This is a genomic window from Streptomyces sp. NPDC051217 (assembly GCF_044455465.1).
Lineage (GTDB): Bacteria > Actinomycetota > Actinomycetes > Streptomycetales > Streptomycetaceae > Streptomyces.
Genome location: NZ_JBITEV010000006.1, coordinates 325,080 through 340,736, shown reverse-complemented (window position 1 = coordinate 340,736; position 15,657 = coordinate 325,080). Strand labels below are relative to the sequence as shown.

Annotated in this window: 14 protein-coding genes; 11 read left to right on the top strand and 3 right to left on the bottom strand. The window is 71.6% G+C overall.

All coding sequences use genetic code 11. The features are described from left to right. Nucleotides 1-42: 42 nt before the first annotated feature. The 5 genes from ACIBBB_RS17115 to ACIBBB_RS17095 all read left to right on the top strand — a co-directional run bounded on the left by ACIBBB_RS17115 (nucleotide 43) and on the right by ACIBBB_RS17095 (nucleotide 5,390). Nucleotides 43-966, top strand: a complete 924-nt coding sequence (locus ACIBBB_RS17115) for an ABC transporter permease (RefSeq protein ID WP_398982614.1) — start codon at nucleotides 43-45, stop codon at nucleotides 964-966. Continuing rightward, entirely contained in the window at nucleotides 959-1,933 is a 975-nt protein-coding gene (locus ACIBBB_RS17110) for an ABC transporter permease (protein ID WP_398982612.1), read from the top strand. Before ACIBBB_RS17115 ends, ACIBBB_RS17110 begins: the two co-directional genes overlap by 8 nt. Nucleotides 1,934-1,944: 11 nt before the next feature. Then, nucleotides 1,945-2,922, top strand: a complete 978-nt coding sequence (locus tag ACIBBB_RS17105; protein ID WP_398982609.1) for an ABC transporter ATP-binding protein — start codon at nucleotides 1,945-1,947, stop codon at nucleotides 2,920-2,922. After that, nucleotides 2,912-4,039 carry an ABC transporter ATP-binding protein gene (locus tag ACIBBB_RS17100; protein WP_398982607.1) on the top strand — a complete coding sequence of 376 codons (1,128 nt, stop codon included), beginning with the start codon at nucleotides 2,912-2,914 and terminating at the stop codon, nucleotides 4,037-4,039. Before ACIBBB_RS17105 ends, ACIBBB_RS17100 begins: the two co-directional genes overlap by 11 nt. Nucleotides 4,040-4,280: 241 nt before the next feature. Then, a complete protein-coding gene (locus ACIBBB_RS17095) occupies nucleotides 4,281-5,390 on the top strand; it encodes a hypothetical protein (RefSeq protein WP_398982605.1) in 1,110 nt (369 codons plus the stop codon). 62 nt (nucleotides 5,391-5,452) lie between these two features. Here ACIBBB_RS17095 and ACIBBB_RS17090 read toward each other — a convergent pair whose 3' ends face one another. Next, on the bottom strand, nucleotides 5,453-7,681 hold the full coding sequence (locus tag ACIBBB_RS17090; RefSeq protein WP_398982603.1) for a prolyl oligopeptidase family serine peptidase: 2,229 nt from the start codon (nucleotides 7,679-7,681) through the stop codon (nucleotides 5,453-5,455). A gap of 180 nt (nucleotides 7,682-7,861) precedes the next feature. On the opposite strand from ACIBBB_RS17090, the gene ACIBBB_RS17085 reads away from it, so the two are divergent. The 4 genes from ACIBBB_RS17085 to ACIBBB_RS17070 all read left to right on the top strand — a co-directional run bounded on the left by ACIBBB_RS17085 (nucleotide 7,862) and on the right by ACIBBB_RS17070 (nucleotide 11,950). Beyond that, nucleotides 7,862-8,056, top strand: a complete 195-nt coding sequence (locus ACIBBB_RS17085; protein WP_189111515.1) for a DUF2304 family protein — start codon at nucleotides 7,862-7,864, stop codon at nucleotides 8,054-8,056. Between the two features lie 61 nt (nucleotides 8,057-8,117). After that, complete coding sequence (gene mshB, locus ACIBBB_RS17080) at nucleotides 8,118-9,020, top strand: N-acetyl-1-D-myo-inositol-2-amino-2-deoxy-alpha-D-glucopyranoside deacetylase (RefSeq protein ID WP_398982600.1); 903 nt, start codon at nucleotides 8,118-8,120, stop codon at nucleotides 9,018-9,020. Continuing rightward, nucleotides 9,017-9,556 (top strand): DUF6113 family protein, encoded by a 540-nt coding sequence (locus ACIBBB_RS17075; protein ID WP_398982598.1) that lies wholly within the window; start codon nucleotides 9,017-9,019, stop codon nucleotides 9,554-9,556. The genes mshB and ACIBBB_RS17075 overlap by 4 nt, the downstream gene beginning before the upstream one ends. A gap of 207 nt (nucleotides 9,557-9,763) precedes the next feature. Beyond that, entirely contained in the window at nucleotides 9,764-11,950 is a 2,187-nt protein-coding gene (locus ACIBBB_RS17070; RefSeq protein ID WP_398982596.1) for a hypothetical protein, read from the top strand. A gap of 72 nt (nucleotides 11,951-12,022) precedes the next feature. Here ACIBBB_RS17070 and ACIBBB_RS17065 read toward each other — a convergent pair whose 3' ends face one another. Both ACIBBB_RS17065 and ACIBBB_RS17060 read right to left on the bottom strand, forming a co-directional pair. Continuing rightward, the gene (locus ACIBBB_RS17065; protein ID WP_398982594.1) at nucleotides 12,023-12,880 is read right to left on the bottom strand and encodes a transglutaminase-like domain-containing protein; all 858 of its coding nucleotides are present in this window, start codon (nucleotides 12,878-12,880) and stop codon (nucleotides 12,023-12,025) included. Between the two features lie 17 nt (nucleotides 12,881-12,897). After that, entirely contained in the window at nucleotides 12,898-13,899 is a 1,002-nt protein-coding gene (locus ACIBBB_RS17060) for a GNAT family N-acetyltransferase (protein ID WP_398982592.1), read from the bottom strand. Nucleotides 13,900-14,038: 139 nt separating this feature from the next. Between ACIBBB_RS17060 and fdxA the strand changes: the two genes are divergently transcribed. Further along, complete coding sequence (gene fdxA, locus ACIBBB_RS17055) at nucleotides 14,039-14,365, top strand: ferredoxin (RefSeq protein WP_189111520.1); 327 nt, start codon at nucleotides 14,039-14,041, stop codon at nucleotides 14,363-14,365. Between the two features lie 98 nt (nucleotides 14,366-14,463). Beyond that, complete coding sequence (locus ACIBBB_RS17050) at nucleotides 14,464-15,558, top strand: bifunctional succinyldiaminopimelate transaminase/glutamate-prephenate aminotransferase (protein ID WP_398982589.1); 1,095 nt, start codon at nucleotides 14,464-14,466, stop codon at nucleotides 15,556-15,558. Nucleotides 15,559-15,657: the final 99 nt, after the last annotated feature.

The window sequence follows — 15,657 nt, the reverse complement described above, 5'->3', positions numbered from 1 at the left end:
TAGGGCGACAGGCCCGAGCGACCACGACCCCCGGAGCCCTTCATGGGACGTTATGTGATCCGGCGTCTGCTGCAGATGATCCCGGTCTTCATCGGTGCCACGCTGCTGATCTTCCTCATGGTCAATGTGATGGGCGACCCCATCGCGGGTCTCTGCGGCGAGCGCCAGTGCGACCCCGCGACCGCGGCCCAGCTGCGCCGCGAGTTCGGCCTCGACAAGCCGGTGTGGCAGCAGTACGCGATCTACATGGGCAACGTCTTCACCGGCGACTTCGGTACAGCCTTCAACGGGCAGGAGGTCACCGAGCTGATGGGCACGGCCTTCCCGGTCACCATCCGGCTGACGATCGTCGCGATCGTCTTCGAGATCATCATCGGCATCACGCTCGGCGTGCTCACCGGACTGCGGCGCGGCCGGCCCGTCGACAGCGGAGTCCTGCTGCTGACCCTGGTCGTCATCTCCGTACCGACCTTCGTGACCGGCCTGATCGTGCAGCTGCTCTTCGGGGTGAAGTGGGACCTCATCTCGCCGTCGGTCTCCTCGGCGGCACCGCTCGACGAACTGATCGTGCCGGGCCTCGTACTGGCCTCCGTGTCACTGGCGTACGTCACCCGGCTGACCCGGACGTCCATCGCCGAGAACAGACGCGCCGACTACGTCCGTACCGCCGTCGCCAAGGGCCTGCCGAGACATCGCGTGATCACCCGGCATCTGCTGCGCAACTCACTGATCCCGGTGGTCACCTTCATCGGCACCGACATCGGTGCCCTGATGGGCGGCGCGATCGTCACCGAGCGGATCTTCAACATCCACGGCGTCGGCTTCCAGCTCTACCAGGGCATCCTGCGCCAGAACACCCAGACCGTCGTCGGCTTCGTGACGATCCTCGTCATCATCTTCCTGCTCGCGAACCTGCTGGTCGACCTTCTGTACGCCGTACTCGACCCGAGGATCCGCTATGCCTGAGCCAGTTCCCCCCAAGGACGAGGGAGCCATCGCCCCGACCGGGTTCGGCGGCACGATGGATCTCGCCACCAGCGACGGCGAGTCGGTCGAACCCGCCGGGGGTGGCACAGGGCCCGACGAGCGGGCCCGCAGCCTCTGGTCGGACGCCTGGCGCGATCTGCGCCGCAACCCGATCTTCATCGTCTCGGGCCTCGTCATCCTCTTCCTGGTGTTCATCGCGATCTGGCCCCAGGCGGTCGCCTCCGGCAACCCGCTCTCCTGCGACCTCGCCAAGGCCCAGGAAGGCTCCCAGCCCGGCCACCCCTTCGGCTTCACCTCCCAGGGCTGTGACGTCTACACCCGTACCGTCTACGGCGCCCGCGCCTCGGTCACCGTCGGCGTCTGCGCCACGCTCGGAGTCGCCGTCGTCGGGACCGTGCTCGGCGGACTGGCCGGTTTCTTCGGAGGCTTCTGGGACTCGATCCTCTCCCGCATCACCGACATCTTCTTCGGGATCCCCGTGGTGCTCGGGGGTCTCGTCCTGCTCTCCGTCGTCACCAGCTCCAGTGTCTGGCCGGTCGTCGGATTCATGGTGCTGCTCGGCTGGCCGCAGATCTCCCGCATCGCCCGCGGCTCCGTCATCACCATCAAGCAGAACGACTTCGTCCAGGCGGCGCGCGCCCTCGGCGCCTCCAACTCACGGATGATGCTGCGCCATGTCCTGCCCAACGCCGTCGCCCCGGTGATCGTGGTGGCGACCATCGCGCTCGGGACGTACATCGCGCTGGAGGCGACGCTGTCCTTCCTCGGCGTGGGCCTCAAACCGCCCTCCGTGTCCTGGGGCATCGACATCTCCGACGCGTCGAAGTTCATCCGCAACGCCCCGCACATGCTGCTCTGGCCGGCCGGCGCCCTGGCCATCACCGTGCTCGCCTTCATCATGCTCGGCGACGCGGTGCGCGACGCCCTCGACCCCAAGCTGCGCTGAGGAGCCGGTCCATGTTGCTCGAAGTGCGCGATCTGAAGGTGGAGTTTCACACCCGCGACGGCGTCGCGAAGGCGGTCAACGGGGTCAGCTACTCGGTCGAGGCGGGCGAGACCCTCGCCGTGCTCGGCGAGTCGGGCTCCGGCAAGTCCGTGACCGCCCAGGCGATCATGGGCATCCTGGATGTCCCGCCCGGCCGGATCGCGGGCGGCGAAGTGGTGTTCAAGGGCCGGGATCTGCTCAAGACCAAGGAGGACGAGCGGCGGAAGATCCGCGGCGCCGACATGGCGATGATCTTCCAGGACGCCCTCTCCTCGCTCAACCCGGTGCTGACCGTGGGCGCGCAGCTCGGCGAGATGTTCATCGTGCACCGGGGGATGTCCCGCAAGGACGCGCGGGCGCGAGCCGTCGAACTCATGGAGCGGGTACGGATCCCCGCGGCCAAGGAGCGCGTGAACGACTACCCGCACCAGTTCTCCGGGGGCATGCGCCAGCGCATCATGATCGCCATGGCGATGGCACTCGAACCCTCGCTGATCATCGCCGACGAGCCGACGACCGCGCTCGACGTGACCGTCCAGGCCCAGGTCATGGAGCTGCTCGCGGATCTCCAGCGCGAGCTGAACATGGGCCTGATCCTCATCACCCACGACCTCGGCGTCGTCGCCGACGTCGCCGACAAGATCGCCGTCATGTACGCGGGCCGGATCGTCGAGACCGCCCCCGTCCACGACATCTACAAGGCCCCCGCCCACCCGTACACCCGCGGTCTGCTCGACTCCATCCCCCGGCTCGACCAGAAGGGCCGGGACCTGTACGCGATCAAGGGCCTGCCGCCCAACCTGACGCGTATCCCGCCCGGCTGCGCCTTCAACCCGCGGTGCCCGAGAGCGCAGGACATCTGCCGCACGGACGTGCCGCCGCTCTTCGAGGTCGACGAGAACAGGCGCAGCGCCTGCTTCTTCTGGAGGGAGACTCTCGATGACGTCTGAGCCCATCCTGGAAGTGCGGGATCTGGTGAAGCACTTCCCGCTGACCCGGGGCATCCTCTTCAAGAGGCAGATCGGTGCCGTCAAGGCGGTCGACGGCGTCTCCTTCGGTCTGGCGGCCGGCGAGACGCTGGGCATCGTGGGCGAGTCGGGCTGCGGGAAGTCGACCGTCGCGCGGATGCTGGTCAACCTGGAGCGGCCGACGGCCGGCGAGATCCGCTACAAGGGTGAGGACATCACCCGGATGTCGGGCCGCGCGCTGAAGGCCGTACGGCGCAACATCCAGATGGTCTTCCAGGACCCGTACACCTCGCTCAATCCCCGTATGACCGTCGGCGACATCATCGGCGAGCCCTTCGACATCCATCCCGAGGTGGCGCCGAAGGGCGACCGGCGGCGCATGGTGCAGGACCTGCTCGACGTGGTCGGCCTCAACCCGGAGTACATCAACCGCTACCCGCACCAGTTCTCCGGCGGTCAGCGCCAGCGCATCGGCATCGCGCGCGGGCTGGCCCTGCGCCCGGAGATCATCGTCGCCGACGAACCGGTCTCGGCCCTCGACGTGTCCGTGCAGGCGCAGGTCGTCAATCTGATGGAGCGCCTCCAGAACGAGTTCGACCTGAGTTATGTCTTCATCGCGCACGACCTGTCGATCGTCCGGCACATCTCCGACCGGGTCGGGGTGATGTATCTCGGGCGGATCATCGAGATCGGCACGGACGTCCAGATCTACGACCACCCCACCCATCCCTACACCCAGGCGCTGCTCTCGGCGGTACCCGTGCCCGACCCCGAGGCGCGCGAGGGCCGCGAGCGGATCATCCTGACCGGCGAGGTGCCGTCGCCGGCGCATCCGCCGTCGGGCTGCCGGTTCCGTACCCGCTGCTGGAAGGCGCAGGAGCGGTGCGCGCTGGAGGTGCCGCTGCTCACCGTGCCCCCGTGGTTCCGGGGGACGGAGGGGCCCGCGGAGCACGACTCGCGTTGTCACTTCGCCGAGGAACGGCAGATCGTGCCGAGCACGTCCGGACCGGCGGAGGGGGACGAGGGCGGGGAGGGTGACGGGGGCGACGAGGCCCCCGGGGAGGGGGAGCAGGGGCCGGATCCGGACAAGGAGATGTGATTGAGACGTCAGTTCCGTTGACACGCAGGAAACTTGGCCGACGCCTCGCCGATATACGGACGGGCCACATTGGTCGACGTACGGCCGTGCGGGTGCCGTTGGACCGGCCGGGATCCTGAGGTCCCGGCCGGTCGCCCACGGCGGGGTTCGTGCATCGGGTCGGCGCGGGCCGTGCGGCCCGTGAGGCCGGAGTGCGTCCGGTGCCCTTGTTCCCGGAGCGTTCAGCCGGGACCATCGCGGTGTGATATTCACCCGCGGGGCCAGGATCACGGGCGCGGTGCTCTGCGCCGCTCTCGCCGTTGTCGCCGCCGCGTGGATCGTGCGCGACCTCAGGGTGACGGACCGGCCGGTCGATCTGTGGTGGCACTGGGCGGACCAGGGCGCCGCCGTCGCCGCCACCCCGCCCGCGACCTCCCTGCTGGACCCCGTACTGCTCGTCGTGTACGCCGTCGTGGCCGTCGCCGCGGTGCGCTCGGCGGTCGCCGCCTCCGCGCTCTTCGCCGCCGGGGTCCTCACACTCGCCGTCCGGCTGCCGGAACTCTGGGTGATCGGTTCGTCCTGGATGGACGGACGTGCCTCGGACGAACTCCGCACCCGCGCGCTGCTCTGCGCCTTCGGCGTCCTCGGGGCGGGCGTCGCGCTGCTCGTCACGGCCGTGGCCGGGCGCAGGCCGCCGGACTCCGCGTACGGGCTGACGCCGACCCGCCCCACCCAGGGCGTCTCCGTGGCCGCCTTCCTGCTGCTGGGCGCCGCGGCGGGGATCTGGGCGGCCTGGGAGGTCTACTGGGGGCAGCGGCTCGGCCTCGACACGTATCTCGACCGCCTGACCGGCGAGTCGGTCGTGATGCCGCTCCTCGGCACGCCGCCCGGCTGGCTGAACGCGGCGATCGTGCTGCTCTGCGCGGTGGCGGCCGGCGGGACGCTCTTCCACACGCCGTTCTCACGGCCGCTCGGCATGACGGCCGCCGCGCTGCTGGTCGGCGTGGGCGGCTCGGCCCTGGCGACAGCCCTGAGGTACGAACAGCTCGCCCGCTTCGGGGAGTTGGCAACGATCGAACAACTTTCCCTCGCCAGCCTGCTGTTCGGGCTCGGCGCGGGCTGTCTGGTGCTGTTCGCTCTCGCCCGCGGGGGAGAGGCGGACGTGCCCGGGGCGGGGCCGTACGGACCGGCGTGGGGGCGGCCCGAACCGGGGAGGCGCGGATATCCGGCGGCCGGTGGCGGCGGTGACCACGGCGGCGGTGATTACGGTGGGGGCGGTTATGGCGGCGGTGGTGGTTTCGGCGGCCCGAGCGGCGGCAGCGGCGGCGGGTTCGGCCCGCCGCCGCCCTCGTCGCCGCCGCCCGGCTGGTGAGGACGCCGGCCGGCCGTACGGCGTAACTGTGCGGCGTACCGGCGGGGTGCCTGTGCCGCCCCCTACGGCATCCCGAGCGAGCGCTTCAGGAAGTCGACCTGGAGCAGCAGCAGGTTCTCCGCGATCTGCTCCTGCGGCGTCATGTGCGTCACTCCGGTGAGCGGCAGTACCTCGTGCGGCCGGCCCGCCGACAGCAGCGCCGACGACAGCCGCAGCGTGTGTGTCATCACGACGTTGTCGTCGGCCAGACCATGGATGATCATGATCGGCCGCGCCTGGCTCGCCGGCTCCGCCAGCCCGTCGTCCGTGACCAGCGAGTTGACCGCGTACACCTCGGGCGCCTCCGACGGATGTCCCAGATAGCGCTCGGTGTAGTGCGTGTCGTACAGCCGCCAGTCGGTCACCGGGGCGCCCGCGATCGCCGCGTGGAAGATGTCGGGACGGCGCAGGGCGGCGAGTCCGGCCAGGTAACCGCCGTACGACCAGCCGCGGATGGCCACCCGCGACTGATCGAGCGGGAACCGCTCGGCGAGTGCCTGGAGCGCCTCGATCTGGTCGTCCAGGGTGAGCGGCAGATTGTCCTTCACCGCCTTCTCCCAGCCGGGGGAGCGGCCCGGACTGCCGCGGCCGTCCGCGACGACGACGGCGAAGCCCTGATCCGCGAACCACTGGGACGTGAGGTACGGATTGTGCGCGGCCAGCACGCGCTGGCCGTGGGGTCCCGCGTAGGGATCCAGCAGCACCGGAAGCGGACCGTCCCCCTCCCGGTACTCCGTGGGCAGGAGGACGGCGCACGGAATTCGGTGTGCGCCCCCCTCGGTGAGCTGTACGCGCGGGGTGAGGTTCGGCTGCTGCGCGTACGAGGCGATGACGGCGAGTTGTTTGCCCTCCCGCACGACCTGCACCACCGATCCGCTGACGTCGGGCCGGGCGGACGCCAGCACCATGACGCCGCCCGCGCGGACGGCGCTGTGCACCCCCACGCCCTCCGAGACGCGCTCGGGGCCCCAGGCGCGGGCCTCGCCCGCCTCGTCCGCCTCGTCCGCGCCGGCTTCGGGAGCGCCGTACGGGACCCGGTAGACATGGATCTCGCCGATCTCCGGCGCCTCGGCGGCCTCGCCCGCCGCCGCCGACACCAGCACGTCCCGCTCGCCGATGTCGAGCACCGCGCGCATCTGCAACTCCGGCCCGGTCAGCGCCCGGTCACCGACGACCAGCACGCGCGCGCTGCCCTCGGCCTCCGTGCCGCCCGCGCCGTTCGTGCCGCCCGGGGTGTCCACGATCCGCACCAGTTCGCCGCCGGGCGTCAAGGCCGGCACTCCGGCGAAAAGTTCAAGCCATACCGGGTCCGTCTCCTCCTGTACGAGCCGTGTCTCGCCGCTCGCCGTGTCGACCGACAGACAGCGCTGGTCGCGCTGGTCCCGCGCCTGGACGAGCAGCAGCGGCTCGCCGGCCGACGACCAGTGGACGGCCGCGAGATACGGCGACCTGGCCCGGTCCCAGACCACCTCCGTACGCGAACCGTCGAGGCCGATCAGGTAAAGCCGCACGTCGGCGTTGGGGGTACCGGCCGCGGGATAGGCGATCGTCGACGGTTCCCGGTCCGGATGCGCCGGGTCGGCGACCCACCAGCGCTGTACGTCGGCCCCGTCGACCCGCGCCACCAGCAGCCGGTCCGACTCCGGCGACCACCAGAAACCGCGTGACCGGCTCATCTCCTCGGCGGCGATGAATTCGGCCAGACCGTACGTGGTCTGCCCGTCCTCCGGCGCCGCCAGCTCACGGTCGCCGTCCCCCTCGGCGCCCGTCACCCGCAGCGAGCCCCCGGCCACATAGGCGATGTGCCGCCCGTCGGGCGACGGCCTCGGGTCGAGTACCGGCCCCGGTACGGGCAGTTCGCGCGCCGTCCCGGCACGCAGTTCGGCGGTGAACAACCGCCCCGACAGGGCGAACGCCGCCAACTCGGCGGCGCCGTCCACCGCGTAGCCGACGATGCCCGCCGACCCCTCGCGGCTCCGCTCCCGGCGGGCGCGCTCCTCGGCCGAGAGCTCCTCCGGTGTGCCCGCCAGCAGGGCTTGTGGATCGGCGGCGATCCGCTCGCGCGCCGTACCCGATCTGTCGTCGAGATCGAGCACCCAAAGACGGTTCGTCCGGTCCGTTCCTGAGGCGGAACGGAGGAAGGCCACCCGCGAACCGTCGGGGGACACCGTGAAGGCCCGCGGAGCACCCAGCGTGAACCGCTGGGTCCTTGCGTACTGGCGAGGAAAGGAGAGTTGTTGCCTCGAGGTCATACGACCGAACCTAGCGTCCGTGCCAGTGCTTCGTGCGCCCCCGTGTGCTGCCGTGCACCGATCGATGCGTTCCTGCGGAAAGTTATGATCCATAGCGTCAGGTGGGTAAGTACCCGTCGGCACATGCGTGTTGCTCGTCCCGCTCGAATACCCGCCGACCTTCTGTGGAGGTGAACCGCCGTGGCACTCTCGATTTCGGCGGCTGTGCTGCTGGCGATCATCGTCGTCCTGTTGATCCGGAAATCCGGACTCAAGGGTGGACACGCGCTGGTCTGCGTCTTACTCGGCTTCTACCTGGCCAGCTCATCGATCGCGCCCTCGATCACCGAACTGACCACCAACGTGGCGGGGATGATCGGCGACCTCCAGTTCTAGGGCCTGTCGCTCGGATCTTGCCCGGGGTTGTCCGTGAAGGCGCGCCTCGTACGCTGTGGGCATGACCGATCTTCCCGACCGCCGTCTGCTTCTGGTCCACGCGCACCCCGACGACGAGTCGATCAACAACGGCGCCACGATGGCCCGGTACGCGGCCGAAGGCGCCCAGGTCACCTTGGTGACCTGCACCCTGGGTGAGGAGGGCGAGGTCATTCCGCCCTCCCTCGCTCATCTGGCGCCCGGCGGCGGGTCGGCGGGCGCCTGCAGTCCGCTCGGGGCCCACCGCGAAGGTGAGCTCGCGGCGGCCATGAAAGAGCTCGGCGTCACCGACCACCGGCTGCTGGGCGGCCGGGGGCGCTTCAAGGACTCCGGCATGATGGGTCTCGCGCAGAACGACCGCGAGGACGCCTTCTGGGGCGCGGACGTGGACGGCGCCGCCGCGTATCTCGTGGAGGTGATCCGGTCCGCACGGCCGCAGGTGCTGGTGACGTACGACCCCGAGGGCGGCTACGGCCACCCCGACCACATCCAGGCCCACCGCGTCGCCACGCGCGCCGCCGAGCTGGCCGCCGACGGTGACTTCCGGCCCGGACTCGGCGCCCCGCACACGATCGCGAAGATCTACTGGAACAGGGTGGCGCGCTCGGACGCCGAGGACGGTTTCGCCCGGCTGCGCGCCTCCGGCGTCGCTTTCGAGGGCGTGGCGGACATCGAGGACGTCCCGGGAGTGGTGGACGACGCCGAGATCACGGCGGAGATCGACGGGACGGCGTACGTGGCCCGGAAGGCCGCGGCGATGCGCGCCCACGAGACGCAGATCGCGGTGGACGGGGCGTTCTTCGCGCTCTCCAACGGCCTCGGGCAACCACTTTTCACCACGGAGTACTACCAGTTGGCGCGGGGCGCCTCCGGCGCGGACCCCGGAGTACGTGAGACGGATCTCTTCGCGGGGATGGGCGTGTGAGCGGGCGCGAGGGCGCGGGCCGCCCGAAGGCGAAGAGCGGCGCGCGCGGGGGCGCCGCTGTCCGTGGTGGCGCTGGTGCCCGTGCGGCCGGCGCTACTCGTGCGGGTGGCGCGACGGGTGCGGGCGCCGGAGGCCACGGCGTACCCGGTGCGGGGCTCGCGTCGCCGCCAAGACCCGGGCGCATCGCCGCGTACCTCGGTCTCGTGGTCCTCGGTGTCGCGGTCGGCACGGCGGGCGCGCTCGTCCAGAGCGGCTGGTTCCCCGGCGGCCTGGTCCTCGCGCTGGTGGCCTCCGCGGGCCTCTTCTACGGAGGCCGGACCGCGACCGGGACCGCGTTCGGCGTCGGGGCTCCCGCGGCCGGCTGGCTGATCGCCGTCATCGTGCTCAGTCTCGGCCGGCCGGAGGGCGACGGCGTCTTCGACGCGGGGCTCGGCCCTGTCGTCTATCTGCTGGGCGGTGCACTGGTGGCTGTGATGTGTGCCACCATGTCGCGGTCACCGCAACCGGCTCCGGAGTCCGGCCGACTTGGAAAGTGATACGCCCGTCCAGTGACCCGTCGGCCCGAATTGACCACGTCCGTACGGTCGGTGGAATAAACGCTTCCCCCGGTCGTCGGGTGAGTTCCGGCGCAGGACAGTATGGTGGTGCGCGCTCCGGGCCGTCCCCTGGCCTCCGGCTTGGGGGACCCACACAGTTGAGTACCAGTAAGAACGGGCGGCGGAGCCAACCCGGGAGAACCTGCTTTGAGTCGTGAAACTGACAGTTCGTCCTCCGGGCCCCAGGGGCGCGGCGGAGCCGCGTACCCCTCGGGGACACCGCCGTACGGATCCCGCCAGTATCCGTCGCTGCACCCTGAGCAGGACGCTCCGGAGGAGACAGCCGAGGCTCCGGCCCAGCCGGAAGAGCCGAAGACCGAGACCACGCTGACCACGCGCATCCGGATCAACATCCCGGGTTCGCGGCCGATTCCGCCCGTCGTCATGCGTACGCCCATGAGCGACACGGACAGCGGCCCGACCGGATCGGGCGGACCGGCCGCCCCCGACGCGCAGCCGGGCGGGGGCGCCGACGACACGGGCGGCGTGAAGCGTTCCGGCGCGGCCCCCGACACCGGTGCGGCCGATGAGGACGCGCCGGCGGCGGACAAGCCCCCGACGAGCGACTGGTTCGCGCCGCGCAAGCCTCCGAGCGGGGGCACGCTCGCCGGTGGGATGGGCGCCGGAGCCGCCGTGACGGCGCCGGGCCCGACGGTCCCGCCGCCGGCTCCCGGCCCCGGCACGGGCGGGCGTACCGACCTTCCGTACGGCTCCGACAGCGGGCCGGACACCCGGGGCGGCGCGGGCGTTCCGCGCCCGCCGGCGAGCGGGGGCAACGCCTTCATGCCGCCCGGCAGGGCCGGTACACCGGCGTTCGGCGTCGGCGCCCCCGACGGGCCGACCTCCGGCCCCGCGAGCGGCACGTCGCCGCTGGCCTTCCTGGACCTGCCGCCGGGCGCCGACCTGGGCGCCTCGGGAGGCCCCACGGGCCCGGGAGGCCCCGCGGGACCGGACCGCCGTGACGGCCGGGACGACCGTGGCGGAGCGCCGCGCATGTCCGACGACACCGCGATCCTGACCCCGCAGCAGCCCGCCCCCGAGCCTCCGGGCGGGGCCGGCGTCCACGTCTCGGGCGACACGCTCTCCAGCGGTATCCCGGTGGTGCCCTCCGACAACCGTTCGCCGTTCCCGCCCGCCGGTTCCCAGACGGCCGCGGTGCCGCGTGCCGACCCGTCCGGCGGCCGGTTCCAGGACGGCCAACTGCCCCCGCCTCCCGGCCCGTCGGCCGGCGGCCCCAGGTCCGCGGGGCCCCCCTCCCCAGGAGGAGGCAACCGCGACTACTCGGCGCCGGACTTCCCCGGCCCGCCCGGACCGGCGTCCGGCACGCCCGCGGGCCCCGGCTCGGGCCCGGCGCCCGCGCGGACGACGAGCCCGCGTCCCAAGAAGAAGGGCCGCTCGAAGCTGATGGCCGCCGGCGCGGGCATCATCACGCTGGTCGCGATCGCCTACGGCGCCGGACTGCTGCTGAACCACTCCGACGTCCCCAAGGGCACCACCGTCTTCGGGGTGGACATCGGCGGCGGCACCCGCGACGACGCGGTGGACAAGCTGGAGGCGACACTCGGCGAGCGGTCGACCGCGCCGCTCCAGCTGACCGTCGGCGGCAAGAAGGAGGAGCTCGGACCGGACAAGGCGGGGCTCACCTTCGACAGCCAGGCGACGGTCCGCAACGCGGCGGGCAGCGACTACAACCCGGTCTCCGTGATCGGCTCGCTCTTCGGCGGCGAACGCGTCACCGAGCCGGTGATCCCGGTCGACGAGGAGAAGCTGCGCGTCGCGCTCACCGACCTCGCGGGCGACTCGGGCTCGGCGGCCGACGGCACGATCAAGTTCGAGCCGGGCAAGGCCGTCGCCGTACCGGGCAAGGCGGGCAAGGCACTTGATGTCGAGCGCTCGATGATCTCGGTACGGGACGCCTACCGCGCCCAGGTCGAGACGGGCAAGCCCAACAGCGTCGAACTGCCCATCAGCAGCCGCGAACCGACGATCGACCAGGCCGAACTCGACCGGGCGATGAAGGAGTTCGCCGAACCGGCGATGTCGGGCCTGATCACCATCAAGGCCGGCGGCAAGCAGATCCAGTTCGGTCCCGACCGGTCACTGCCGCAGATCCTCTCCATGAAGCCGATCGACGGCAAGCTGGTCGAGGTCTACGACAGGGCGGCGATCGAGGAGCTGCTGGACGGCGTCTTCGACGGCCTCACGATCACCAAGGCCGACGGCAAGGAGCACCCGGTGTCGGCGGCGGACGTGGCGCAGGCGATGCAGAAGCCGCTGCTGGGCACGACCCCGGACGAACGCACCGCGGAGATCGAGCTCGACCCGCAGGGGTGACGGTCCACTCAGGCACCGGACGGGCCGCGTGCGCGGCCCGTCCGGTGTTCGCGTTCGTGCCCCCGGCCGCGCTCAGTTCAGCATCGCGCGGGCGGCCCGTGCCTTGTGGCGGATCGCGTCCGCCGTCGCCGGTTCCACCGCCGCGACCACCTCCGCGTACTCGTCCATCTCCGCCGCCCCCGTCAGGAAGTCCCCGCGCCGTACCAGCAGTTGGGCGCGTTCGTAGCGCAGCCGGGCCGGATGGGACGGCAGCAGGAGGCTCAGTTCGAGGGCCCACAGCGCGACATCGCCGCGCTCCGGGCGCGTCGACGCCCACGCGCGCAGGTTGTTCAGGATGCGGATCACCACGTGGAGCGGTTCGGCCGGGGTCAGCATCGACGGCACCAGCGGGGCGCCTGTGGCCCCTCTCACCAGCGTCTCGGTGTCCTGCCGGGTCAGGATCCTGCCGCCCGTGAACGGGTCCACCAGGACCCCCTCGTCCGGCTCGTCGGGCGGGCCGATGCCGACGACGAAGTGACCGGGCAGGGCCACCCCGTACACCGGCGCCCCCGCGCGGCGGGCGACCTCGGTCCACAGCACCGAGAGCAGGATCGGCAACCCGCGTCTGCGGCGCAGGACCTCGTGCAGCAGAGAGGCCTCCAGACGCCCGTACTCGCCCGGTGTGCCCCGGAAGCCGAGGCGCGTGCCCAGCAGGTCCTCCAGCGCCGCGCCCCAGGCGCGCGGGCCGTCGAGACCGAAGGGCAGCATCCCGGCCAGCCGGTCGAGCTCGATCTGCGCCGCGTCGATGCCGTTCTCGTCCAGCGCGGAGTCTGCCTCCGTACCGATGAGGAGGCAGAGCAGGGCGACGTCGGGCCGTTCGGCACGGGCCTCGGCGGCGAACCGGCTCCGCAGGTCGGGCGATGGTGGTTCAGATGGTTCAGGTGGTTCCATGCTCGGTCCGTCGCTCCTCACGCGGGTCGGAAGTGGTGGTAACGGTGATGCGTGGCGAAGCCCATGCCGTCGTACAGCGCGCCCGCGGCCTCGTTGTCCGACTCGACCTGGAGCCATGCGGCGGACGCGCCCTCCTCCAGCGCGCGGGCGGCGAGGGCGCGCATCACGGCGCTCGCCAGCCCCTGCCGCCGCCGCGCGGGATCGACCTCGACGGCCATGAAGCCCGCCCAGCGGCCGTCCACGACACACCGGCCGATCGCGGCCGGCACCCCGTCGTCGCCGTCGACCGAGGCGAACCAGACGGACGGTCCGCCGCCGAGCACCTCCAGCACATGCGGACCCGGCTCGTCGAAGCGCTGGTAGCGGCGGAGCCACCCCTCGTCGAAGGAGCGGTCGAGCCGCACCCGTGCCGCTTCCGCGGCCGGACCGCCGTCCACCAGCGGCGCGAGCGCCCCGACGCGCAGTTCGGCCGTGACCTCCCTCCGCCAGCCGCGCGCCTCGATCTCGGTGCAGAGCAGCTCCTGCGTCCCCTCGGCGCCCGTGGCGGTCTGGATGTACGCCGGCAGGCTCCGCAGCCCGTACCAGCGCCGTACGCGCGCCAGAGCCTCGTCCAGGGGCATTCCCGGGTCGCCCAGCGGCAGCACCGAGTTGGCGCGCCGGGTGAATCCGCCGGACGCTCTCAACTCCCAGTCGCCGAGCGCCTCGCGCTCCACCGGCCGCCACGCCCGCGCGGCCACCCGCGTCAGCTCCCGGAAGGAGGCGGCGGGGCCCCGCCGCCGGGCCGGCGCGGCCGGGACGACCTTGCCCGCGACGAGCGAGGATTCCGCGATCCGGACCGTTTCACCCGTGCGCCGTGTGATGAGGACCACATTGTCGTCCCAGGATGTGAGCACACCGACCGTATCGGTGAACTTCTCCATGCCGTCGACGGAGCCGGTAAGACGGCGGACGGACACCCGTTTTCCCACGTCGGCCGGGGTGATCCGGACCGTCAGCCGTCCTCCGGTTGTGAATTCCACAGCTCTGTGCGCCCCTCCTGTGCGGATCGTGCCCAGGAACGGAGATACTAGGTGCGGGCATCGACGACGCCGCGCTCCCGCGCGCCCGTGGACGGAGCCGCAGATGGCCCGCCGCGCCCTATCGAGGAGGAACGACAGCGTGACCTACGTCATCGCGCAGCCTTGTGTGGATCTCAAGGACAAGGCGTGCATCGAAGAGTGCCCGGTCGACTGCATCTACGAGGGCTCCCGGTCCTTGTACATTCACCCGGACGAATGCGTCGACTGTGGCGCCTGTGAGCCGGTCTGCCCGGTCGAGGCGATCTTCTACGAGGACGACACCCCGGAGGAGTGGAAGGACTACTACAAGGCGAACGTTGAGTTCTTCGACGAGCTCGGTTCCCCCGGTGGTGCGTCCAAGCTCGGTCTGATCGAGCGTGATCACCCCTTCATCGCCGCACTGCCGCCGCAGCCTCAGAACGACTGACAAGCGTGCCCTCGGTCCCGTACGGCGACTCGCCGTACGGGACCGAGGTGTTTCCCTCGTCGTACCGACAACTGAGCACCACCGAGAGAGTGAGCACCGTGTCCGCAGTCTCTTCGCGACTTCCGGTCTTCCCCTGGGACAAGCTGGAGCCCTACAAGGCGACAGCGTCGGCCCATCCGGACGGCATCGTGGATCTGTCCGTTGGGACCCCGGTGGACCCGGTCCCCGAGCTGATCCAGCGGGCCCTGGTCGGCGCCGCGAACTCGCCCGGCTATCCCACGGTGTGGGGTACGGCCGAGCTGCGTGACGCGCTGACGGGCTGGGCCGAACGGCGGCTCGGGGCGCGCGACGTCGCGCACACCAACGTCCTTCCGGTGGTCGGCTCCAAGGAACTGGTCGCCTGGCTGCCGACCCAGCTCGGTCTCGGCGCCGGTGACCGGGTCGCGTACCCCCGGCTGGCCTACCCGACGTACGAGGTGGGGGCCCGGCTGTGCGGGGCGGAGCCCGTCTCCTACGAAGACCCGACCGAACTCGACCCGGCGGGTCTGAAGCTGCTCTGGCTCAACTCGCCGTCGAACCCGACCGGACGGGTCCTGGACAAGGCCGAGCTGACCCGGATCGTCGCCTGGGCCCGTGAGCACGGCGTGCTGCTCTTCAGCGACGAGTGCTATCTGGAACTCGGCTGGGAGGCCGAGCCCGTCTCCGTACTCCACCCGGACGTCTGCGGTGGCTCGTACGAGGGCGTCGTGGCCGTCCACTCGCTCTCCAAGCGCTCCAACCTGGCCGGTTACCGGGCGGCCTTCCTCGCGGGCGACGCGGCCGTCCTGGGCGAGCTGCTCCAGATCCGTAAGCACGGCGGCATGATGACGCCGGCGCCGGTGCAGGCGGCGACCGTCGCGGCGCTCGGCGACGACACCCATGTGGCGGAGCAGCGCGCCCGGTACGCGGCCCGCCGTACCGCACTGCGCGCGGCCCTGGAGGGCCACGGCTTCCGGATCGAGCACAGCGAGGCGAGCCTGTACCTGTGGGCGACGCGCGACGAGCCGTGCTGGCGGACGGTGGCGCACCTGGCCCAGCTGGGGATCCTGGTGGCGCCGGGGGACTTCTACGGGCCCGCGGGCGAGAGTTTCGTACGGGTGGCGCTCACGGCGACCGACGAGCGCGTGGAGGCCGCGGTCAAGCGGCTCGGCTGAGGCCCGTTGGACGTGGGGGACCCAGGGCGGCGCGAAGGGGCTCGGGGAGTACGTACTCCCCGAGCCCCTTCGCGTGTGCCCGTGCGTGCCGGACCGGCC